This window comes from Pedococcus sp. 5OH_020 (assembly GCF_027812955.1).
Classification (GTDB): domain Bacteria; phylum Actinomycetota; class Actinomycetes; order Actinomycetales; family Dermatophilaceae; genus Pedococcus.
The window spans coordinates 464,740-485,701 of record NZ_JAPYZV010000001.1; the positions used below are offsets into that span (position 1 = coordinate 464,740).

The 20,962-nt window shown below is 71.2% G+C and carries 15 protein-coding genes; 9 read left to right on the forward strand and 6 right to left on the reverse strand.

Going from position 1 to position 20,962, the window contains the following annotated elements:
- Positions 1-14 precede the first annotated feature (14 nt).
- Complete coding sequence (locus PHA84_RS02050) at positions 15-1,934, reverse strand: DUF6541 family protein (RefSeq protein ID WP_270886421.1); 1,920 nt, start codon at positions 1,932-1,934, stop codon at positions 15-17.
- Positions 1,935-2,116: 182 nt separating this feature from the next.
- Between PHA84_RS02050 and PHA84_RS02055 the strand changes: the two genes are divergently transcribed.
- The 4 genes from PHA84_RS02055 to PHA84_RS02070 all read left to right on the forward strand — a co-directional run bounded on the left by PHA84_RS02055 (position 2,117) and on the right by PHA84_RS02070 (position 7,192).
- Positions 2,117-3,604 carry a bifunctional cytidylyltransferase/SDR family oxidoreductase gene (locus PHA84_RS02055; protein ID WP_270886422.1) on the forward strand — a complete coding sequence of 496 codons (1,488 nt, stop codon included), beginning with the start codon at positions 2,117-2,119 and terminating at the stop codon, positions 3,602-3,604.
- Between the two features lie 65 nt (positions 3,605-3,669).
- On the forward strand, positions 3,670-5,502 hold the full coding sequence (locus PHA84_RS02060; protein WP_270886423.1) for a glycosyltransferase family A protein: 1,833 nt from the start codon (positions 3,670-3,672) through the stop codon (positions 5,500-5,502).
- Positions 5,499-6,302: a CDP-alcohol phosphatidyltransferase family protein gene (locus tag PHA84_RS02065; protein ID WP_270886424.1), complete on the forward strand. Its 804-nt coding sequence runs from the start codon at positions 5,499-5,501 to the stop codon at positions 6,300-6,302. Before PHA84_RS02060 ends, PHA84_RS02065 begins: the two co-directional genes overlap by 4 nt.
- A 38-nt stretch (positions 6,303-6,340) precedes the next feature.
- On the forward strand, positions 6,341-7,192 hold the full coding sequence (locus PHA84_RS02070; RefSeq protein ID WP_270886425.1) for a glycosyltransferase family 2 protein: 852 nt from the start codon (positions 6,341-6,343) through the stop codon (positions 7,190-7,192).
- A gap of 80 nt (positions 7,193-7,272) precedes the next feature.
- On the opposite strand, the gene lhgO is transcribed toward PHA84_RS02070, so the two are convergent.
- Entirely contained in the window at positions 7,273-8,466 is a 1,194-nt protein-coding gene (lhgO, locus tag PHA84_RS02075) for an L-2-hydroxyglutarate oxidase (RefSeq protein WP_270886426.1), read from the reverse strand.
- A gap of 46 nt (positions 8,467-8,512) precedes the next feature.
- Between lhgO and PHA84_RS02080 the strand changes: the two genes are divergently transcribed.
- From PHA84_RS02080 to PHA84_RS02095, 4 genes are all read left to right on the forward strand, one after another.
- On the forward strand, positions 8,513-9,652 hold the full coding sequence (locus PHA84_RS02080; protein WP_270886427.1) for a DegT/DnrJ/EryC1/StrS family aminotransferase: 1,140 nt from the start codon (positions 8,513-8,515) through the stop codon (positions 9,650-9,652).
- 65 nt (positions 9,653-9,717) lie between these two features.
- Positions 9,718-10,653, forward strand: a complete 936-nt coding sequence (locus PHA84_RS02085; RefSeq protein WP_270886428.1) for an NAD-dependent epimerase/dehydratase family protein — start codon at positions 9,718-9,720, stop codon at positions 10,651-10,653.
- Position 10,654: 1 nt separating this feature from the next.
- Entirely contained in the window at positions 10,655-11,143 is a 489-nt protein-coding gene (locus PHA84_RS02090; RefSeq protein WP_270886429.1) for an acyltransferase, read from the forward strand.
- Between the two features lie 3 nt (positions 11,144-11,146).
- Positions 11,147-12,337, forward strand: a complete 1,191-nt coding sequence (locus PHA84_RS02095) for a glycosyltransferase family 4 protein (RefSeq protein WP_270886430.1) — start codon at positions 11,147-11,149, stop codon at positions 12,335-12,337.
- A 17-nt stretch (positions 12,338-12,354) separates the two neighbouring features.
- On the opposite strand, the gene PHA84_RS02100 is transcribed toward PHA84_RS02095, so the two are convergent.
- Both PHA84_RS02100 and PHA84_RS02105 read right to left on the reverse strand, forming a co-directional pair.
- The gene (locus PHA84_RS02100; RefSeq protein ID WP_270886431.1) at positions 12,355-14,367 is read right to left on the reverse strand and encodes a DUF6541 family protein; all 2,013 of its coding nucleotides are present in this window, start codon (positions 14,365-14,367) and stop codon (positions 12,355-12,357) included.
- Positions 14,368-14,437: 70 nt separating this feature from the next.
- Positions 14,438-15,412 (reverse strand): Gfo/Idh/MocA family protein, encoded by a 975-nt coding sequence (locus tag PHA84_RS02105; protein WP_270886432.1) that lies wholly within the window; start codon positions 15,410-15,412, stop codon positions 14,438-14,440.
- A 366-nt stretch (positions 15,413-15,778) separates the two neighbouring features.
- On the opposite strand from PHA84_RS02105, the gene PHA84_RS02110 reads away from it, so the two are divergent.
- On the forward strand, positions 15,779-16,861 hold the full coding sequence (locus PHA84_RS02110; protein WP_270886433.1) for a lysylphosphatidylglycerol synthase transmembrane domain-containing protein: 1,083 nt from the start codon (positions 15,779-15,781) through the stop codon (positions 16,859-16,861).
- A gap of 46 nt (positions 16,862-16,907) precedes the next feature.
- Here the strand turns inward: PHA84_RS02110 and PHA84_RS02115 are convergent, their stop codons facing one another.
- Positions 16,908-18,743 (reverse strand): hypothetical protein, encoded by a 1,836-nt coding sequence (locus tag PHA84_RS02115; protein ID WP_270886434.1) that lies wholly within the window; start codon positions 18,741-18,743, stop codon positions 16,908-16,910.
- A 59-nt stretch (positions 18,744-18,802) separates the two neighbouring features.
- Positions 18,803-20,902 carry a DUF6541 family protein gene (locus PHA84_RS02120; protein WP_270886435.1) on the reverse strand — a complete coding sequence of 700 codons (2,100 nt, stop codon included), beginning with the start codon at positions 20,900-20,902 and terminating at the stop codon, positions 18,803-18,805.
- Positions 20,903-20,962 lie beyond the last annotated feature (60 nt).

A 20,962-nucleotide genomic window follows, 5' to 3' on the forward strand; every position in this document is an offset into this window, starting at 1 on the left:
GTCGCCGGACCGCCTCACCAGCAGGCGCCCACCCGCCACAGCCGGTAGTCGCCGGCCCCGGCGACCGGGGTGAAGCCACGGGCGCCCGGGACGGCGTCGATGCCTGCGTAGCGGCGACGCTGTCCGGGTGACGACAGGGCCGTCGTCCCCCCGGTGATGACCCAGCCGACCTTCTGGCGCCTGACCGCCTCGCACACCGTCGGGTCGCTCGACGCCTTGTCCAGGCGCCTGCCGAGCAGGGCGCGGTCACCGGGGGACCACGCCTTCTCGGTGGGGAAGAGCAGCCGTTGGCCGCTGGCGAGATAGAGGTAGGGCCCGCCCTTCCAGGGGTCGGCCGCGACCACAGCCTTCGCAGGCATCCGGCGTCCCAGCGCGCGCAGGGCGTCGATCGCGGCGTCGGAGGCGTAGGACTCGGCTTCGGGTCTGTCGAAGTACCGGCCGAGGGCAGCGCGGTGCTGACCCCACGCCAGCCCCCCTGTGAGCGCGACGAGGAGGAGCGCGACGAGCAGGGGCGCAACAGGCGGGGACAGCCGCGGGAGCCGTCGGGTGACCAGCTCCGCGCCGGCGGCGAGGGCTGCGGCGAGCAGCACGGCCGCGGTGACCGTCATGAGAGCGGCGAGGCGGGGGGAGTTGTTGTACCAGGGCCACGTCAGAACCCGGGTCCGCTCGCTGTCCACAGCGGTGTCGAGGAAGTACAGGACCGCGATACCCGCGTGCGCGAGAACGAGCCACCGACCCCGCCTCCCCACGAGGAGGACGACGGCCCCGAGGAGGACCAGGACGCCGACGACCCAGAGCGGAGCCAGGTCGCGGGGACCGAAGAACAGCACGTCGACCACGGCGTCTCGCGCACTCATCTCCGGCCCGGGGGGGTTCGACGCGCGCATGGCCACCGAGCGCGCCGTCAGGGCCGCCCAGCCCCCGGCGAGCACCGCCGGCCCGAGCGCGGCGAGCGCCAGCCAGACCACGGCGCGGCCGCCGCGCTCGCGCCGGTCCCGCCGGGCCGCGCGCAGCAACGCGCCGAGGACCACGCCCATACCCATGAGACCGAAGGCGAAGACGGCATTGGGGTGGGCCAGGGCGAGCCCCGGCGTGGCGATCGCCAGCAGCAGGAGGGCACGGATTCGCCCAGGGCCCTGGGCGGCGTCGATGAGCAGCACCAGCGCGGCCGGCAGGAGGGCCTGTCCGAAGACGTTGGGCCAGAGGACGCCGTACCCGAGCAGCCAGAAGGGGAACGCGGGAAAGACGGCACTCGCGACGCCCGCTCCGACGGTCGGCGCCCAGCCGGTTCCGACCACCCGGCGGGCGAGCAGGACCACCGCCGAGGGCCACGCGAAGGCGGCGATGACCAGGGCTGTCGTGGATGCGGCTACCACGGGGCTGCAGCCGGTGGTCATGGCGACGGTCGCCGCGAGCCCGTGGAACAGGGCTGGGTAGAAGCCGCTGCCGTCCACGGAGGCGAAGCCGCCCGCATGGAGTGCTGAGACGTCGTGCTGCTCGAGCATCCACCGGATGGTGCCGAGGTGGTAGATGGTGTCGGGGCTCTGCGGAAACGCCGATGGTGAACCGGTGACCGTGACCACGGCCGAGATCACGGCGACCGCGCCCAGGCACAGCGCGACGACGAGCGACCACGGCGCTCCGGCGCCCTGTGCCTCGGGACGGCCGCCCAGCCGCCGCACCAGCAGGGCACCGAGCATGAGGATGACCAGCCCCAGCAGGAGAGGGGCGGCACCCCAGGCGAGCCCTCCAGCGCCCGCCGCCACACCGGTGGCGGCCAGTGCCCCCGCGGTGAGGACCGGCCCCAGAGCGACGGCGTCCTGCCATCGGTGGCCGGCCACGCGGGCAGCGGCGGTGCCCGGGCCGAAGAGCAGCGTTGCGGCGACGGCGACGACGGGAGCTGCCTGCCACCACGTGGTGCTGCCGAGACCCATCAGCCGTGCTGTGGACCGGTGGGCGGCGAGGTGACGGGGGCGCCCAGACGCGGTCGACCGGCAGCTGGCGTCATGGGCGACAGCATAGGAGGCTCACCGTGGCGCCTGACCGCGCGGCGCGCCGCCCGGCCCGATGCCGGCATCGGGCCGGGCCTGTTCGGCCACCGGGTAGGGTCGGGTGCGTGACTTCGTTGCGAACGGTGGCCGTCGTCCTCGCCGGTGGAGTGGGCAGCCGGGTCGGGCTGGCCATCCCCAAGCAGCTCATCAAGATCGCGGGTCGGCCGATCATCGAGCACACGATCGAGGCCCTGGACAACAGCCCGTTGGTCGACGAGATCATCGTCATGATGACCCCGGGATACCTCGATCCCGTGCGAGCCATCGTCGCCGACGGCGGGTACGGGAAGGTCTCGACGATCCTGGAGGGGGCGGAGACGCGCAACGGCACGACCCAGCGAGCGCTCGACGCTCTCGGCTCCGACGAGTGCAACGTGCTCTTCCACGACGCGGTCCGCCCGCTGCTGAGCCAACGCATCATCGCCGACTGCGTGGCGGCCCTGCAGACGTACGAGGCCGTCGACACGGCGATCCCCTCCGCCGACACCATCATCTCGGTGACCGAGGCGTCCGAGATCAGTGACGTGCTCAAACGCTCCGAGCTGCGCCGTGGTCAGACCCCGCAGGGCTTCCGCCGCTCGGTCATCGCCCGTGCCTACGAGCTCGCCGGGCAGGACCCCGACTTCACCGCGACCGACGACTGCACCGTGGTCCTTCGCTACCTGCCCGACGTGCCGATCGCAGTCGTCGCCGGCGACGAGCGGAACATGAAGGTCACCGAGCCGATCGACGTGTACCTCGCGGACAAGCTGTTCCAGCTCACCAGCCACGACGTACCTGGCGAGCGGAACGAGGGCGAGTACCGAGAGGCGCTCGAGGGCAAGACGATGGTGGTCTTCGGAGGCAGCTACGGGATCGGCGCCGACATCGCCACCTTGGCCCGCTCGTACGGCGCGAAGGTCCACTGCTTCAGCCGGTCCGCCACCCGCACCCACGTGGAGCGGCGGGAGGACGTCGTGGCGGCGCGCGAGCAGGTGCTTGCCCAGGACGCGCGGGTCGACTTCGTGGTTAACACGGCAGGAGTCCTGCCACGGGGGACGCTCCAGGAGACCAGCGAGGAGACGATCTACGCCGCGACGGAGGTAAACTACATCGCGCCCATCGTGATCGCCCAGGAGTTCTTCGGGGCGCTGCGCCGCACGGAGGGCTCGATGCTGCTGTTCACCTCCAGCTCGTACACCCGCGGCCGCAGCGGGTACAGCCTGTACTCGTCGGCGAAGGCTGCCACGGTGAACCTCACCCAGGCCTTGGCGGACGAGTGGGCCGGAAGTGGCGTCCGGATCAACTGCGTGAACCCTGAGCGTACCGGGACACCCATGCGTACCAAGGCCTTCGGGCAGGAGCCGGCCGAGTCCCTGCTCGAGTCGCAGGCAGTGGCACGGGTCGCCCTGCGGACGCTGCTGTCGGACCTGACCGGTCACGTCATCGACATCCGCAAGGCCGATCCCTTCATGTCCCACGAGCTGACCTCCGACCTCGCGCACGACATGCACGAGACCGAGCCGCACGACCAGATGCCGGAAGGCGCGCAGGACGCGGTCGCCTCCAGGTGAGCGCCACCGAGAAAGGCAGACGGATGGGGTTCACTGATCGCTTTCACCGCACGGGGCGCGTGAAGATGAGCGTCGTCGTCGCCGTGTACAACACCGGCCGGTACATCGAGCCATGCCTGGAGTCGTTGGTCGCCCAGAGCCTCCCCGAGTCCGAGTACGAGGTCATCCTGGTGGACGACGGGTCGGACGACGCCGTCACGGCACGACGCATCGACACCTTCGCGGCCGAGCATCGGAACGTCACAGCCCTCCACATCCCGAACTCGGGCTGGCCCGGCAGACCCCGCAACGTGGGCATCGGGAAGGCGCGTGGGGAGTACGTCTACTTCCTCGACCATGACGACTCGCTGGCTCCCGAGGCGCTGGAGCGCATGTACGACATGGCTGCTCGCAACCACGCCGACGTCATCATCGGCAAGATCGCGGGTCATGGGCGGCGGGTGCCCACCACGCTGTTCCGCCGGAACTACGAGTCGTGCACCGTTGAGACGGCGCCGCTGATGGAGAGCATGACGCCACACAAGGGCTTCCGGCGCGCTTTCCTGGACCAGCACGGCATACGGTTTCCCGAGGGGCGCAGGCGCCTGGAGGACCACGTGTTCGTCGTGGAGGCCTACCTGCGTGCCGACGTGGTCTCCGTGCTGTCCGACTACACCTGCTACCACCACATCGCCCGCGACGACGCCGGCAACGCGGGCTTCCAGGCGATCGAGCCGGTCGGGTACTACGGGAACCTGCGCGAGGCCGTCGCGGTCGCCGAGCGCCTGACGGAACCGGGCCCGCGCCGGGACCTGGTCCTGCGTCGCTGGTACGAGGTGGAGATGCTGCGCCGGGTGACTGGTCGGACGTTCGCGAAGATGGCCGCGAAGCAACGCAGGGCGATGTACGACGAGGTGCGCAAGCTCGCCCTGGAGCACTTCACCTCGGAGCGGATCTGGGCACCGTTGCCCGCCAAGGAGCGGGTCGCCTCCGAGCTGCTGCGGGGCGGCCGTTTCGACGACCTCGTCCGCCTGGCGGAGCTCGCCGCCCAGCAGGAGCTGGCTCACCACGTGCAGCAGTGGGAGTGGGCGGACGGGCAGCTCCGGTTCGCTGCCGTCGTGTGCTCGAGGACCGCCCGCGGTGAGCCCGCCTTGACCGTCGTCGGCGACCGGGCACTATATGCGGCTCAGGTCCCCGGGGTGAGCGAGGAGGCCCGCATCGCAACACTGCCTGCCAGGGCCGAGCTCGAGCTTCGGCTTCGGGGGACGCAGACCCGGCACCGGCTGCCGCTCGGCGTGGAGCCCCTTGTCGACCGCGGAGCAAGGGCCTACAGGCTCACCGGCTCCCTCGATCCTGCATCCACCGCGGGCAAGCCACTCGTCGGGGGAGTCTGGGACCTCTTCGTACGGTTGCGTGATCCCGACGCGGGCCCGGAGCTTGTTCGCCGAGTAGGTTCCGAGCACGGGAGGGTCACCGCGCCCCGCACGCCGGCCGCACTGGTGGGGGAGCCGCCGCTCGTCGTCATTCCCTACGTCACCGAGAAGGGCAACCTGAGCCTGGACGTGGGCGAGCGGACGAAGAAGCTGGTGGACGCGGTGGGGGACGGCAACACCACCGCCCGCGTCGAGCCCGCCTCCCAGGGCCGCGTCGCCGTCACCACGGACCTGTCACTCCACCTCGCGGCTGCGACCTCCGACATTCCTCTGCGGCTCGTGGGCTTCCTTCCGGAGGGCGTGGAGGTCTGGGCTCCGGTCACCGCGCAGCCGGGTGGGGACCCTTCCCGCGCCGTCCTCACGGCACGGCTGCCGGCTGAGGCAGCGCAGGGCCGGCTGGCTCTCGGGGAAGCGCCCGACGCTCCGCAGGTGAGCCTGCGGACCTGTTCTGCGGACACGCTCACCGCCGAGCCCAACTCCGCATGAGTGGCCCGTCACCGGGCTCGCCGGCACCGGACGGCCGGCGTCCGACGCTGGAGGAGCTGCGCTCCGTCACCCAACCTGCCTCGACGATGAACCGTCGCAACGCCGAGCACTGGCTAGCGCGTCTCTTCCTGCGCAAGGTCTCACTGCGCCTCACGGCTGTGCTCGTCCGCACTCCTGTCTCCGCGAACGCCCTCACCGGGGTGATGATCGTCGTGGGGGTGCTCGCCGCCGTGGTCATCGGGCTCCTGCCGGCCATAGCGGGTGCCGTTCTGGGTTTCCTGCTCATCCAGGCCTACTTCCTGCTGGACCTGTGCGACGGCGAGGTCGCCCGATGGCGTCGCACGACGAGCATCACGGGGGTGTACCTGGACCGGGTCGGCCACTACATCGTGGAAGGCGCCGTACTGTCCGCGGTGGGGTTGCGTGCCGGCGGGCACCAGCTCGGGGGCTGGTCCACACTCGGCGTGGCGACCGGACTCTGGGCCGTCCTCATCAAGGCCGAGACCGACCTTGTCGACGTCGCCCGCGTGAGGTCCGGCGCGCCGGCGGCACCGGAGGCCTCCGTCGAGCTGCGCAGCACCGGCCTCGGCCGGCTCCGGAAGGTGGCTCAGGTCCTGAAGGTCCACCAGGTGACCGGCGCCCTCGAGGTGTCCTTCCTCCTAGTGGTCGCGATGGTGGTCGACGTGGCGGTGGGCGACGCGCTGGGCACTCGCCTCCTGGCGGGGCTCCTCGCCGTCGTGGCAGGCACCATGGTCGTGATCCACCTGGCCAGCATCCTGCTGTCCCGGCGGCTGGAGTGAGCGGAGCCTCGACAGGGACGGCGCCGAAGGGGCAGTCGGTGAGCTGCGTCGTGCTCACCCTCGGTGACCGTTCGGCCGAGCTGCATCGGGCTCTCGACAGCGTCGCCGCTCAGGACGGCGATCCCGTCGAGGTGGTCGTGGTGGGTAATGGCGTCGACGTGCCTGATCTCCCCCCGCCGGTGCGGTTCGTACGGCTGCCGGAGAACGGCGGGATCCCTGCGGGGCGCAACGCCGGAGCCGCGGCGTCGTCAGGGGAGCTCGTGCTGTTCCTGGACGACGACGGCTGGCTCCCGCAGCGCGGCACCGTGGAACACCTACGCAGGTCTTTCGGCTCGCGGCCCGACCTGGGGATCGTGTCCATGCGCATCTGCGATCCCGAGACGGGCCGCAGCATGCGCAGGCACGTGCCGCGGCTTCGGGCCGGCGACCCCGAACGCTCGTCCCTCGTGACCACCTTCCTCGGCGGTGCCAGCGTGATGCGCCGCGAGGTCTGGCGGGACTGCGGGGGGCTGCCCGCCGGCTTCTTCTTCGCGCACGAGGAGACGGACCTTGCCTGGCAGGCCCTCGACGCCGGCTGGGCCATCGAGTACGACGCGGAGGCAGTCATGTGCCATCCCGCCACCGCGGCGTCCCGGCACGAGCTGTACTACCGGCTCAACGCCCGCAACCGGGTGTGGTTGGCTCGCCGCAACCTTCCGGCTGCTCTCGTCCCCGTTTACCTCGGGGTCTGGTGCGCCCTCACGGTGGCCCGGACCCGTGACGTCGCGGCCCTGCGGGTCTGGTGGCGCGGCTTCGCCGAAGGCTGGCGCACAGACCCGGGTGCGCGTCGTCCGATCTCGTGGCGCACGGTTCTCCGGATGGCTCGGCTCGGGCGTCCCCCGGTCGTCTGACCACGGAGGCTGTCGGTGGCCGGCTCCGCCGCAGCTCGCTTCGCGCCGGGCTGGCGCCGCGGGGCGGCGAGCGCCGGCCGCTAGGCCGCGAGCAGCCCGACGATGTGCTTGGCGATCTCCAGGGAGCTCGTGGCTGCGGGGGAGGGGGCGTTGAGCACATGGACGACGTTGCCGTCACGCTCGATGAGGAAGTCGTCGACCAGGCTGCCGTCGCGGTTCATCGCCTGGGCGCGGACGCCCGGCTTCGCACGCACCAGGTCCTCGTCCCGGATCTCGGGCACCAGCCGGCGGAGGCTGTCCGCGAAGAGCCGCCTGGAGGCGGAGCGCGCCACCTCCCGCGAACCGGCACGGTAGTTCTTGCGCGCGAGACGCCAGAACCCCGGGAAGGACAGCGTCTCGAACAGCTCGCGCGGACTGACCTTGCCCCAGCCGTAGCCTTCGCGGGCGAACGCCAGCACGGCGTTGGGCCCTGCGTGGACATGACCCTCGGTCCCTCGGGTCAGGTGCACGCCCAGGAACGGGAACTGCGGGTCGGGTACGGGGTAGATGAGGCCCTTGACCAGGTGCGACGCCTCAGGGCGAAGCTCGTAGTACTCGCCTCGGAAGGGGACGATCCGCGCTCGGGGGTGGTGACCCAGCCGGCGCGCGACGAGGTCTCCCTGCAGCCCGGCGCAGCTCACCACCAGGTCTGCCGCAACGTCACCGCAGGTAGTCTGCAGGACCGTGGTGTCGCCGCGTGGCACCGCGCCCAGCACCTCTGCCCCCAGGGTCAGGCGCGCTCCTGCAGCCTCGAGCCGCCGGACCAGGGCCAGGCTCACAGCACCGTAGTCGATGATGCCCGTGCTCCGTACGTGCAGCGCCGCCATCGCGTTGACGTTCGGCTCGTACTGACGGGCCTCCTGCCGGCCGAGCCGCGTCACCTCGAGCCCGTTCGCGAGCCCGCGTTCGTACAGCCTCTGCAGCCCCGGCAGCTCGTCCTCGGACGTCGCCACCACGAGCTTGCCGCAGATCTCGTGGGGGATGTCGTGCTCCTGCGCGAACGCGACCATCGACGAGGCCCCTGCCTTGCACATCAAGGCCTTCTTGGAGCCCGGCACGTAGTACAGGCCTGAGTGGATGACACCGCTGTTGCGCCCGGTCTGATGGGCCGCCCAGTTGTCCTCCTTCTCCAGCACGGTGACCCGTGCGTCAGGATGCTCGGTGCTGAGGCGGTCGGCGACGGCGAGACCGACGATGCCACCGCCCACGACGACGTAGCGGGTGGCGCGGCTCATGTGCCCTAGACTAAGGCCGCCTGGAACGCGTCCTGCAAGGAGACAGATGAACAACCCGATCGCCCTCGGTCAGCCCACGGTGGGCGCCGAGGAGCTCGCCCAGGTGCAGCGAGTGTTCGAGTCGGGGTGGCTCTCCGGTGCCGGACCCACCTGCCAGGCCTTCGAGCGGCGGTTCACCGAGGTGTCCGGTGTGGGGCATACCGTCGCCACGTCCAACTGCGGCTCGGCCCTGCACCTGGCGCAGCTCGCGCTCGGGATCAGTCGGGGCGACGAGGTGGTGGTCGGCGACTACACCTTCCCCGCCACCGGGCACTCGGTCATGTGGTCCGGCGCGACCCCCGTCTTCGCCGACGTCCGCCAGGACATCTGGAGCGTCGACCCGGACGCGGTCGAGGCGTCGATCACCGAGCGCACCGTCGGCATCATCGCGGTCGACCCGTTCGGCCAGCCTGCGGACTATGACGAGCTGCGTGCGATCGCCGACCGCCACGGCCTGTGGCTCGTCGAGGACGCCGCGTGCGCAGCCGGAGCCTCCTACAAGGGGCGCCCCGCCGGCAGCCTTGCCGACATCGCCTGCTTCAGCTTCCACGGTCGCAAGGGGATCACCGCCGGGGAGGGCGGTGCGCTCAGCACGGACGACGCAGAGCTGGCGGACCGGGCACGCAAGCTGCACACCTACGGCATCGCCCCCGCGCTGAGCCGCGAGGGTGCGGCGACGCTCCCCGTGCCGGAGTTCGACGAGCTCGGCTACAACTACCGCATGTCCGACGTCCAGGCGGGCATCATGCTCGCTCAGCTCGACCGGCTCGAGACCCTCGTCGCCAACCGGCGGGCGGTCGCCACGGCTTACGGCGAGCTCATGGGGGACCTCGAGCAGGTGGTGCTCCCGGTCGAGGCCGACGCCCGCGTGCACCCGTACCAGTCCTACGTCATCGGGATCCACCCCTCGCTGGACCGCGGGGCCGTCGCCCTCGAGCTCCGCGCCCGGGGGATCGGCTGCAACTTCGGCACCTACGCATCGCACGTGCAGCCGCTCTACGGCGAGCAGAAGCCGTTGCCGGTGTCCGCCGAGCTGTTCGCCCGCCACCTGGCCATCCCCATGCACGCCAACCTCACGCAGGACGAGGTGCAGCGCGTGGCGGAGGCGGTACGCGAGGTCGTCTCGCTCGACCTCGTCCGCGCCTGACCCGACCCGCCGGCCCGATCCGGCTCCCCTCACGGGGCCCATCACCCAAGGAGAACGAGAAACGCATGTCCGAGACCAAGACCGTCTTCTTCACCGGCGGCGCCGGCTGGATCGGCCTCAAGACCATCCCGTACCTGCTGGAGCGGGGGTACAAGGTCCGCATCTTCGACAACATGTTCCGGGGTGACCGCGACGCCGTCGCCTCCTTCGTCGAGCGAGGTGACGTCGAGCTCATCGACCAGGACGTGCGGTACGGCGGTGCGGTGCACAACGCGATGAAGGGCTGCTCGCACGTCATGCACTATGCGGCCGTGTCCATCAACAAGAGCCAGGCCGACCCGTACGAGTCCATGGACATCAACATGATCGGCAACCACAACGTCTTCGCGGCGGCCGCCGACCACCAGGTCGAGCGTCTGGTCTTCGCCTCCAGCGCCTCGGTCTACGGGCCGCCGAAGCAGCTGCCCATGTACGAGACGGACATGCTGGACCCCCAGACGCCCTACTGCATCAGCAAGCGCGCCGGGGAGGACCTGCTCGGCTTCTACCAGCGCCGCAGCGGCCTGTCGTGGCTCGCACTGCGCTTCTTCAACGTCTACGGTCCCGGCCAGAAGACGACGGCCTACTACACCTCCGTCATCAACCACTTCGTCAACCGCCTGAAGAACGGCGAACCGCCGGTCATCGACGGCCGGGGCGAGCAGTCCATGGACTTCGTCCACGTCGACGACGTGGCGCGCGCCGGCGTGCTGGCCCTGGAGTCCGAGAACGACGGACTGGCGCTCAACGTCGGTACCGGGGTCGACACCACCATCGCGCAGCTGGCGCAGATCCTGATCGACGCCGTGGGCGTCGACGTCCAGCCGCAGTTCAACCCCCGCGACGTGCTGGTCGACCGGCGTGCCGCCTCGACGAAGCTTGCGGAGCACACCATCGGCTTCACCGCGGAGATCGACGTCGTCAAGGGCATGACGGACCTGGTGCGCGAGAACCTCGGCTGACATGGGCAGCGTCGGAGGGGCGCAGGGACAGACCGGCGCGCCGGGACAGCCGAGCGCGCCGGGGCTGCCGCCGAACCCCTACAACGAGCACGCCTGGTTGGTGGGCGACCCCGAGATCGGCGAAGGGACCTGGATCGGCGCCTTCACCGTGGTCGACGGCTCGGGCGGCCTGACCATCGGCCGCGGTTGCGACATCAGCTCAGGGGTGCACGTCTACACGCACTCGAGCGCCAAGCGGTGCGTCAGCGCTCGGGCGTATCCCACGGTCGACCGGGCGCCGGTGACCATCGGTGACTTCGTCTTCATCGGAGCCAACGCCACCGTGAGCATGGGCGTGACCATCGGTGACCACGCGGTCGTGGGCGCCGGGGCTGTCGTCACCCGCGACGTCCCCTCCTACACCGTCGTCCAGGGCGTGCCGGCACGCCCCACCGCACGTGTCGTCCTCGATGGCGACGACGTGCGGTTCGCCCCCCTGACCGAGGACTGACCTGTGCGTATCGCCGTCGTCAACAACTTCTTCCCACCCCGCGTAGGCGGTAGCTCGCACCTCTCCGACTCCCTGGCACGGGGGTATGCCGCTGCGGGCCACCAGGTGCTCGTGCTCACCGCGGCGTACGAGGAGGCGCCTGAGGTGGAGGAGCGGGACGGTCTGCGGATCGTGCGCCTCCCCGCCGCGACGATCCCCAAGAGCCGACTCTCCGTCAGCTTCGACATCGCCTTCACCTTGCGGCGCGGGGCGTACCGCAACGTCGCGGCCGCTCTCGAGGAGTTCGCCCCCGACGCGATCCACCAGCACGGCCAGTTCTTCGACCTCACCTGGCTGACCGGCCTGTGGGCTCGACGCCACAAGGTCCCGACCCTCCTGTCCGTCCATACCCGGCTGGAGAACCCCGTCGCCGCCTACCACGGCGTCTTCCGCGGCCTCGACGCCGGCCTCGTGCGTCCCGTCCTGCGCGCCTACCGGCCGCGCCTGGTCGTCATGGACGTCCAGATGGAGGAGTACATCACGAGCCGGTACGCCGGCGCGTACTCCGGGCTCGAGTACATCCCGGTGGGGGTCGACGCGGAGTGGGTCAGGGGCGGCGAAGGCAAGCACATCCGGGAGCGTCACGACCTCCTCGACAACCCCATCATCCTGAGCCTGGGCCACGTGATCCCGCTCCGTGACCGGGTCACCCTCGTGGAGGCGATGCCTGAGGTGCTGCGGCGTCACCCGCATGCCCGTCTGGTCATCGTCGGAAGGGTCTACTACGACGTCTGCCTGGAGCGAGCCCGTGAGCTGGGGGTCGGCCATGCGGTCCTGGCTATCGGCGCCGTGTCCAAGGCCGAGGTTCCCGACTATCTCGCCGCGGCGGATGTCGAGACCCACGACCTGCAGGGCTACGGCCTGGGGACCGCGAGCCTGGAAAGCATGGCGGCTTCGGTGCCGACCGTCGTCGCGGTCCGTGAGGACAACTTCCCGGGCATCGAGCTGCACAGTGGCGAGAACGTCGTACTGACGCCCGTAGGGGACCCGAAGGCGCTTGGGCAGACGTTGGGTGACCTCCTCGACGACCCCGCGTGGCGCGAGCGCCTGGGCAAGGCAGAGCGCGAGCTGGTCGAGGCGCGGTTCTCGATGCAGACGGTGCTCCGCCAGCACCTCGACGTCCTCGCGGCCATGGCGGGTCGCTCGCGCGCCTGACGACCCTGCCGGCCCCCTCAGCGGCCCGTGCCGCAGAGGTGGTCCACGGCGTAGACCTTGAGTGGTCCGTCCGCATGCGCGAGCCGTAGGTAAGGGGACTCGTCCGCCAGGCGCTGCGGGCGGTACGTGCGGTGGCCGCCGGGCATGTGCAGGTCGCTGACGACGAGCCAGCGCACGTCGAACCGGTCCAGCAGGCAGGTCCCGTTCCTCCTCTTGGTCCACGCGAGCGCGTTCCACACCCGCGTCCGGTCGGTCCAGTCGGGGTTGCTCGCAGGGTCGAGCGGCACCATGCCCCGCAGGACCGGAAGGTCACTGTCGGCGTTGAGCCACGTGACGAAGTCGCGGTGCACGTCGTCGGCGACCACCCCGCCGCCGTGGGCTCGCAGCCAGCTCCCGACGCGCTGGTAGGCCGGGCCGGCCGGCAGGGAGCGACCGGCGAGGCGTGTCTGGGCCTGCCACGTGTCGGGGACACAGGCCACCAGACCGGCGATCGCCGTCGTGACGACCAGCGGGGCGACCCACGATCGGATGCGCGCCCGCGAGAGCCGGGGGATGCGCCGCAGAACCATCCAGGCGCCGATGCCGGCGGCGACCCAGCCGGCAAGGCAGAGCACGCCAGGTGCCGCGACATTGGACCACAGTGGCCGTCGGGGGTCGCCGTAGAAGAGCGCGCCCACCGCATTGCGCAGCGGTCCTGTTCCGGTGTCGATGGTCACAGCGAGGACCAGCGTCAGCAGCTGAGCCACGGCGAACGGGCGCGCCCAGACCAGGCGCGGGCTCGCGAAGCAGAGGAACAGACCGGCGACCCATCCGAGCGTGACGAGCAAGGACACGACCGCACCGAAGCCCGCGACGGTCGTGAGCGTGGTCTCCGCTCCGGGGACGGGCCGGGCCACGACCGTCGCCAGATACTGGCCCGGACTGAAGACCCACTCGGCCAGCGAGGACCAGACCTGCCCTGGATGCCTCGGCGGGGAGACCCCTCGCTCTCCTCGGGCGGCGAGCAGCCCCGGGCCCTGGGGAAAGAGGACGAGAAGCGCACCGAGCCCGATGCCGAGCACCCGCAGCACCCAGGTCCGCAGGCTTTGCCGTGGTGGCCGTGCGACGAGCAGCCCCAGAGCGACCATCGCCGCGCCGATGAGGTCGTAGGTGTGGGCCAGGGCCACGCCGGCGACCCCCACTGCGGCGACCGCTGACAGCGCCCGGGCCGCCGGGCTGCGGATTGCCAGCCACAGCAGCAGAGCGGCGGACGACGCCAGCGCGGCGCCGAGGAGGATGGTGATGCGCCCGGTGACGAGGCTCGGCCACATCGGCCCGACCAGCGAAGGCAGGAACGCGGCGCACGCGGCCAGGACGCTGCCTCCCCGACAGATCCGGACGATGGCGAAGACGCCGATGGCTCCCGTGACGGGCATGATGACCATCGTGGTGGCGAGCATGACGGTGGACAGGCGTAGCCCGGTCAGCTCGACGGCCTGGGCCCACACGACATGAGGAGCCAGCGGGTAGAAGGTGCAGGCCGGCGCGGGCAGGACGCTCCCCGTGACACAGACATCGCTGGGAGAGGCGCTGCCGGTGTCGATGATGCGTCGTGCCATGAAGGCGTGGTTCATAGAGTCCCAGCCGGGCGGTGACCCGAGCCTTCCCAGCACGAGCCAGGACACCGTGAGAGTGGCTGTCACCGACGCAGCCAGCGCGATGATGTCCCGGCGATGGGCACGCAACCGGTTGCCGATCGTCAGCGACCGCACGGCAGCACCGGGCGCTCGGCCCGCGGCTCCTGCGATCACGCGTGCGGACACCGCGAGAGCGGCGAGACCCACCTCGGCAGTCAGGACCCCCAGAGGGGGCCACGTGCGCCCGAGCAGGGTCGACCAGCCCACGGCCCCGCCCACGAGCCCATAGGTGACGGACGGCGAGGCGGCGACGGCGACGCGGCGCAGCCGCGAGTGCCGCGGCGTGGCGGCCAGCGCGACGATCCCTCCCGGACCGAACGCCAGCACGAGCAGGACCAGACTCCCCCAGAGCACCTGGCGCGGACCTCTTCCTACGCCGTGTCTTGCTTGCGCGACGCCGTGATGCGGTCGGTCCCTGGCGTCGTCACGCTCTGGCCGTTGCCCGGGCTCTGTCGCGAACCGTCTCGACGACCCGATGGGCCGGGAGGATCCCCTCTCGCTCCTCGGCGGCGTCGACCTCGCCCCGGGCCAGGGCCACGAAGCGGTCGAGCTGAGCTGCCAGTGGCTCGCGGTTGGTGACCAGCTGGGGGATCTCGATGATCGTCTGCTGTTTGTAGGACAGACCGTCCTCGGTGTTCTCGCCCAGCACATGGCGGTAGATCGTCACGGCGTTGCGCAGCATGTCGATCTCGATGAGCCGTTCGAGCTCGCTCACCACGAAGCCCCGGACCTTGCGCTGGCTCATCCGGCTGGCCGAGATGTTGGCCACCGCGTTGTTCTTGTCGAACGACAACATGGTCTCCGCCACGTCCTCGGAGCCCTCGGCAGACTCAGGGTGCAAGTAGCCCAGCGACCCTTCGACGGTGGTCGGCTCGGCACCCATCATGCGGATGACGATGTCCACGTCGTGGATCAGGAGGTCGGAAGCCACGCCGGTCCGGATCCGTGCCACATAGGGCGAGTGGCGCTGGGCGGTGATGTGCAACGGCTCTCCGAGCACCTGCATGGCAGTCACGATGCCGGGGTTGTAGCGCTCGAGGAGCCCGCACATGAGGGGTGTGTCCGACTTCGCCGCACGGAGGACGAGGTCCTCGCTGTGTGCGAGGGAGTCCGCCAGCGGCTTCTCCATCAGCAGGGGCAGACCGCGGTCGAGCACCTGCAGGCCGAGCAGGTGGTGGACCTCGGTAGCGGCAGCCACGACGACGGCGTCGACGTCCCCCAGGCCGTCCAGGTCGGCTGCCCAGGTGGCTCCGAAGCGGTCGGCCACCGCTTTGCCGGCGTCCGGGCTGGCGTCGACCACCGTGGTGAGGACCGTCGCCTCGTGGCCGCTGATCACGCGGGCGTGAAGCGAGCCCATGGACCCCGCTCCCACCAGGGCGACACGGAGGGGGGCAGCCATGAGGAATCTCCTTGCTCGGTGGAAGCCGCGCCGGCGGCGTCGAGGTCAGGCACCGACATACCACGGAGTGGGGTCGGAGCATCGTCGATGCTACCGTCACGGATTGCGGATCCCAGCATGGCCGTTGGCCGTGCCGCGCACCTGAGAGGACCCTGTGGACACGACGCCCCGAGCACCCTCGCCTTCTCGAAGGTCCGGCCCGGCGACGGTAGCATCGTCCCTCCCGCGTGGTGCCGCAGTACCGCACGGTCACCCGCGACACGACGACCGGTCCGCGGTCGGGGACGAGGACTACGGCATGAACGAGCACTCCACTGGTCGCCCACTGCACCCCGGACGCGACTGGTACAGGCCGGAGGTCCCGGCATGACGGCGGCCCTGCGGCGCATCGCCCCGCTGCTGCGTCCCCTGCTGGGTGTCCTCATCGTCGCGGCCGTCGGGTATGCGGTGGCCTCCCAGTGGTCCGAGGTCCGGGAAGCGATCGCGAACATGGCGTGGCAGAGCGTCACCCTGGCCACGGTCGCGGTGCTGCTCGGCACGATCGCAGGGGTGATGTCCTGGCGAGCACTGCTCGCCGAGGAGGGCCACCCGCTGACTGCGGTGGACGCAGGCCGGGTGTTCCTCGTGGGCCAGCTGGGCAAGTACCTGCCGGGAAGCGTCTGGTCGGTCGTGGTGCAGATGGAGCTGGCGACCCGCCTCGGTGTGCCACGTGCCCGCACCTTCACAGCGACGCTCTGCTGGATCGGCTTGTCGCTCTCGAGCGCCCTCACGGTGGGCCTGGTAGGCCTGCCGGTGATCGCCGACGCGAACACGCCATGGCTCTGGGTGCTGGTCGCCCTGCTGCCGCTGGCGCTCACCTGCTCGCACCCGAAGGTCCTGACCAGGATCGTCGACGTGATTCTCAAGCTGCTCCGCAAGCCGCCGCTGCCGCACCAGTTCACCTGGCGGGGCGTCCTGCACGCCTTCGGCTGGTTGCTGGTGACCTGGCTCTGCTACGGCTGCCACCTCTGGCTGCTGGCGAACTCCCTGGGCGCCCCGGGCCTCATGGGCTTCCTGCGCTGCCTCGGGGGGTTCGCTCTGGCCCTCGGAGCCGGCATCGTCTTCATCGTCGCTCCCTCGGGCGCGGGTGCTCGTGAGGCTCTCATCGTGGCAGCGCTCGGCGGGGTCATGACCGAAGGCCAGGCACTCGGCGTAGCCGTGGTCTCGCGGATGCTCTTCACCCTGGTCGACATCCTGCTGGCGGGTCTGGCGGCAGCCTCGGCGTGGCGGTTGCTGCGCAGGACCGCTGCTCCCCCAGGGGCGCCGACCGTGGTGACGACCACCACCACGACCACCGTCCGACCCGGCCCGGCCGGCTCGAGCGTCGCCACGCCAGCCGGTTCCGGGAGCGCCGCATCGAAGAGCGCCGGCGCCCCACGCGACCTACCGCGGAGGGCGTCCACCTCCTGAAGCGGGCGTCAGGCCGGCAGTGGCGCCTTCGGCGATACCACTGCGGTCAGGGCCCCTCGGAGCAAGACGTGATGGCGTCGAGCGCGGCCTCGAACCGTCGCCCTTCCGGGTCCGCAGGACCGAGCAGCTCCTCGCGGACCTGCGCCCGGCCCCGTTCCGTCGGGTCGTCGCCGCGAGCCAGGTCCTCCGCCAGCTCGCGCAGCCCCGCGCCACCGGGTCCCAGAACCAGGCCGGACCGGCTGCTGGGGAACCGAGACCGGAACTCAGCCGTGGGAAGCCCGCCGGGGTTCGCGACGGCGAGGGGACGGTCGAGCGCGAGCCAGTCGGAAAGGACCCCAGACACGTCGCAGACCAGCAGGTCCGCGTCCCGCAGGACGGTGGCGAGGTCGGGCCAGTCGCCGCCGGCGACGCGGTGCGTCCCGGGGTCGCGCTGAGCCCAGGACGACGCCATGGCCCGCGCCTCGCATCGGGACCCCCCTCTGATGAGGTCCACGTCGTCGAGACGGTCCGTCGGGTCCCCCCGCCGAGGACGCTGCTCGGCCGGAGCACCGGCTCGCCGCAGCTCGGCCACGACACGCTCGTGGGCTCGTCGCACACCGCGGTCCCTCGTGCCCGTCAGGGGATGCGGCCGGTAGACCACCCGTACGCCGGGGGTCTGGAGGAGGGCGCGCACGATAGGCAGGCCGTCAGCTCGCAGGGAGCTGTGGTGGGGGTCGTCGCCCCATCCCTCCCAGGTCGGGGCGTAGACCACCGTCAACCGGCCGTCCTCCCTCTCCGGCCAGGGCGTCCCGGGGGGCGCAGCCTGAGGCCGGCCCACCTCACGAACCAGGTCCACCACCGCCTGAGTCTGCGGACCGGCGTACCGCTGTCGCCCTGCAGGCCCGGCGACCCAGATCTCGTCGTACACCTTGACGAACGGGTTGCGGCTGGAGGCCTTGTCCGAGTCCCCGTGGCCGATGAAGGCCGTACGCATACCCCCCAGCCTGAGCAGGTGGATGTTCGTCGAGCCGTTGGCGACGAAGAGCGCGGCACGCACCGACCCCAGGTCGAGGTTCGTCAGGACGGTGTCGGCGGCCGCGCAGACAACGGGGAGGGTGGTGGGTGCCAGCCGGCGCCAGGACTCCCGATGGCGCATCACCACCAGCGTGCGGTGTGCGGAGCGCTCCATCACCGGCAGCCACATCTCCAGCTGGTAGAGCGTGCTCGGCGGGCCACCGTGGTACAGCACGACGTCGGGTGCGTGAGCCTTCACGGCGGCCTGGATCGCCTCTGGCAGGCGGCGGCGTAGCGTGCTGCGGCGCGCGGAGAGTACGGCGAATGCGGCCCAGCCCACGAGCGCTACCGACCCCATCATCGCCACGACAGCGCCGCCCACCGCGGTCCCACGGGGGAGCGCGCCGGCCAGGACCAGAGCAGCCGCACCGACCAGGGTGACCTGCGCCGGCCAGACCAACCCGCCGGCCCAGCGCAGCAGGGGCCGCGGCGATCTGGGCAGGTCGAGGCCTTCCAGGGCGAGGTTGCGGCTGAGCAGAGGGCTCTTGCGGAGGTGCGCCACCACCAGCGCCGCCCCCTCGAGCGCCGCGTAGGCCACCGCCGTGACGAGAGAGCCGGCCAACACCCACGAGCCGGTCGCTGGCGGCGTCCCGGGGATCGTGGTGCTGAGCAGGAGCAGCGCTCCCGTCATGACCGCCCACCGCCACACCGGCTGCAGGGTGAGCCTCGCCAGGCCCCACGACACGAGTGGGCTTCGCCGGGCGACCCAGCACTCGCCGACGGCACAGAATGCCAGCGCCACCGCGAACGCGTGGGGCGCGCCCACGACGGCCGACCCGACCAGTACCAGGTAGGCGGCCGCGGTGACGATGGCCGCGACGACGCCCATCGCGTCCGGCCTTCGTGGCACCGCTCCGGCTGGCACGGGTGAGCGATCCGGAGCCGTCATCAGCCGGCGCTCGGACACGCACGCCCGGCGTCGGTGACCTTGAAGACCCGGAGGCGGCCGTCCTGGTGCACCAGCTCGACGTTCCTGCTCTTGGCGAGGCGGGCCCGGCTGTAATGGGGGCTCCACCCCGGCATGCGGCGCTGACCGACAGCGAGGTACTCGATGTCGTACTTGCGCACCAGGCAGCCCGAGGGTTCGACGTCGGCGCTGTTGGCCAGCCACTCGAAAGCGGCGTACCGCTCGTCGTAGTTCCTCAGGCTCGAGGCCGTCAGCGGGGGGATCCCGAACAGCAGCGGCGCGTCGTAGTCCGCGTACGACCAGGTCATGAACTCCAGATGCCGGTCGTAGGCCACCACCCGGTCCCTCGCGGTGTGCTGGGCGAGCCACTGGTACGTCCTGGCGTAGCTCTGGCCCACGGGCGCCCGGGAGAGAAGGTCATGGCGCAATGGCGCACGCGACGGCGACTGCACCGCCATCGCGGTGAGGCTTGCCAGCATCAGCACCGCACTGGCGGCGCAGGCCCAGCGAGCGGTCCTGGCTCCGCGGGCAGCGTGAACCAGTCGGCTCACGAGCCACCACACGACGATGCCGATCGCGATGGCACCGGCCAGAGCGGTGAGGCCGTAGACCGGCATGATCATGTTGCGGACGCGCTCGCGGATGCCGTACCACAGGTGCGAGAGCGCTGTGGCGACAGGGTTCGTGGAGTAGGCCGTCCAGATACCGATAGCCGTCCACACCACGGCGGCTGCCACCCACGGGCGGGCCCAGCGCAACGGCCGGAGCACGAAGGCCAAGGGCGAGGCGCACAGCGCCAGAAGGGTGATGACGAGGGCGACGCGGATACTGGTGACGTCGAGGACGGAGTTCCTGGTCCCCGGGGGAGGGAAGCCGAACAGGACGTACCGGTCCACGTCCAGTACCCAGAACCGGAAGCTGGCGCCGAAGCTCGTGTACGTCGGTCTGCTCGCGGTCCGCTCCGCGTCCGCACCGAGGATCGCCCCGACGAAGGGCAGCAGGATGAGCAGACCCGAGACGAGCATCGTCGCCAGGCCCGATGCTGCCCTTCGCAGCCGGAACCGCTCCCGCACCACCAGCACCATGACGAGGGCGACGGTGCCCATGAACAGCACGTCGTAGCTGTGCGACATGACGATGCCGGCGACGGCGAGCGCTGCCAGCAGGCCCACCCGCACGGGGTGACGGCCTCGCAGCGCGAGGGCGATCAGCAGCGCCACGCCGGCGGCCATGCTGGGGGCGGCCTGTTCGGTCATCCGGCCCGTCCGCAGCGAGATCCACAACGGGCCCAGCAGGGTCGGCATCGCGGCCGCGCACGAGGCGACCACCGGCCGGCCTCCGAGGAGGCGCACGGCGGCATACACCCCGACCACCATCGCGAAGGGCGCCACCAGCATGCCCCAGGCGAGCATCGCGGTGCTCACCCGGCCGCCGGTCACGGCGACGGTCTGTGCCCAGAGCACGTTGGCGGCCAGCGGGTAGAAGGTGCACGACGGCTCCACGTGGGTCGGACCGGTCACGCAGACGTTCTGGATCGTGGTGCTGCCGGTGTCCAGGATCCGCCGGACGAAGTAGGCGTGGTTCATCGCGTCCCAGCCGGGCGGCGCCTGCACCCCGTGCAGGAAGGCGTAGCCGAAGCGCATGGAGAACGCGGCGGGCAGCGTCACGCCGGCAAGGTCGGCGAGCCGCGGTAGGCCCAAGCGGGCGAGCGAACGGTCGACCGGCCAACGGCGCGGCCGGTCCTCGGCCGGGCGGCCGAGCGCCGAGCCGGCGCTCGGCTCTGCCGCCGAAGCGTCCGCCGACCCCGGCCGGTGACGGCGGCTGCGGGAGCGCATGCTGGTGACGAGGCGGACCACGGTGACGGCAGCGGCGGCGCCGACGGCCTCTGCGACAAGCACCGCCAGAGCGCTCGTGGGCAGGCCGGCACGTGCGAGCCAGCCCATCGAGAAGGCCGCCAGGCCGAGTGTCAGTGACGGTGCCGCCGCCCAGGCCACCCACCGGTAGCGCCCGGCTGGGAGCATCCAGCCCAGCAGCGCCCCAGGCACGACTGCGAGCAGGAACGCAGCCAGGTAGGTCAGCACGCGGGTCCTTCCGGTCGGTGGGCGGGCACCCCGGGGATTGCCAGAGCGGCGCCCAGCCTA

Bases quoted from the DNA above. Each gene is read 5' to 3' on its own strand.
- PHA84_RS02080 (WP_270886427.1), top strand. From the start codon at position 8,513: ATGAACAACCCGATCGCCCTCGGTCAGCCCACGGTGGGCGCCGAGGAG.
- PHA84_RS02090 (WP_270886429.1), top strand. From the start codon at position 10,655: ATGGGCAGCGTCGGAGGGGCGCAGGGACAGACCGGCGCGCCGGGACAG.
- PHA84_RS02060 (WP_270886423.1), top strand. From the start codon at position 3,670: ATGAGCGTCGTCGTCGCCGTGTACAACACCGGCCGGTACATCGAGCCA.
- lhgO (WP_270886426.1), bottom strand. From the start codon at position 8,466: ATGAGCCGCGCCACCCGCTACGTCGTCGTGGGCGGTGGCATCGTCGGT.
- PHA84_RS02110 (WP_270886433.1), top strand. From the start codon at position 15,779: ATGACGGCGGCCCTGCGGCGCATCGCCCCGCTGCTGCGTCCCCTGCTG.
- PHA84_RS02050 (WP_270886421.1), bottom strand. From the start codon at position 1,934: ATGGGTCTCGGCAGCACCACGTGGTGGCAGGCAGCTCCCGTCGTCGCC.
- PHA84_RS02065 (WP_270886424.1), top strand. From the start codon at position 5,499: ATGAGTGGCCCGTCACCGGGCTCGCCGGCACCGGACGGCCGGCGTCCG.
- PHA84_RS02115 (WP_270886434.1), bottom strand. From the start codon at position 18,743: ATGGGCGTCGTCGCGGCCATCGTCACCGCGGCCGCCTACCTGGTACTG.
- PHA84_RS02105 (WP_270886432.1), bottom strand. From the start codon at position 15,412: ATGGCTGCCCCCCTCCGTGTCGCCCTGGTGGGAGCGGGGTCCATGGGC.
- PHA84_RS02085 (WP_270886428.1), top strand. From the start codon at position 9,718: ATGTCCGAGACCAAGACCGTCTTCTTCACCGGCGGCGCCGGCTGGATC.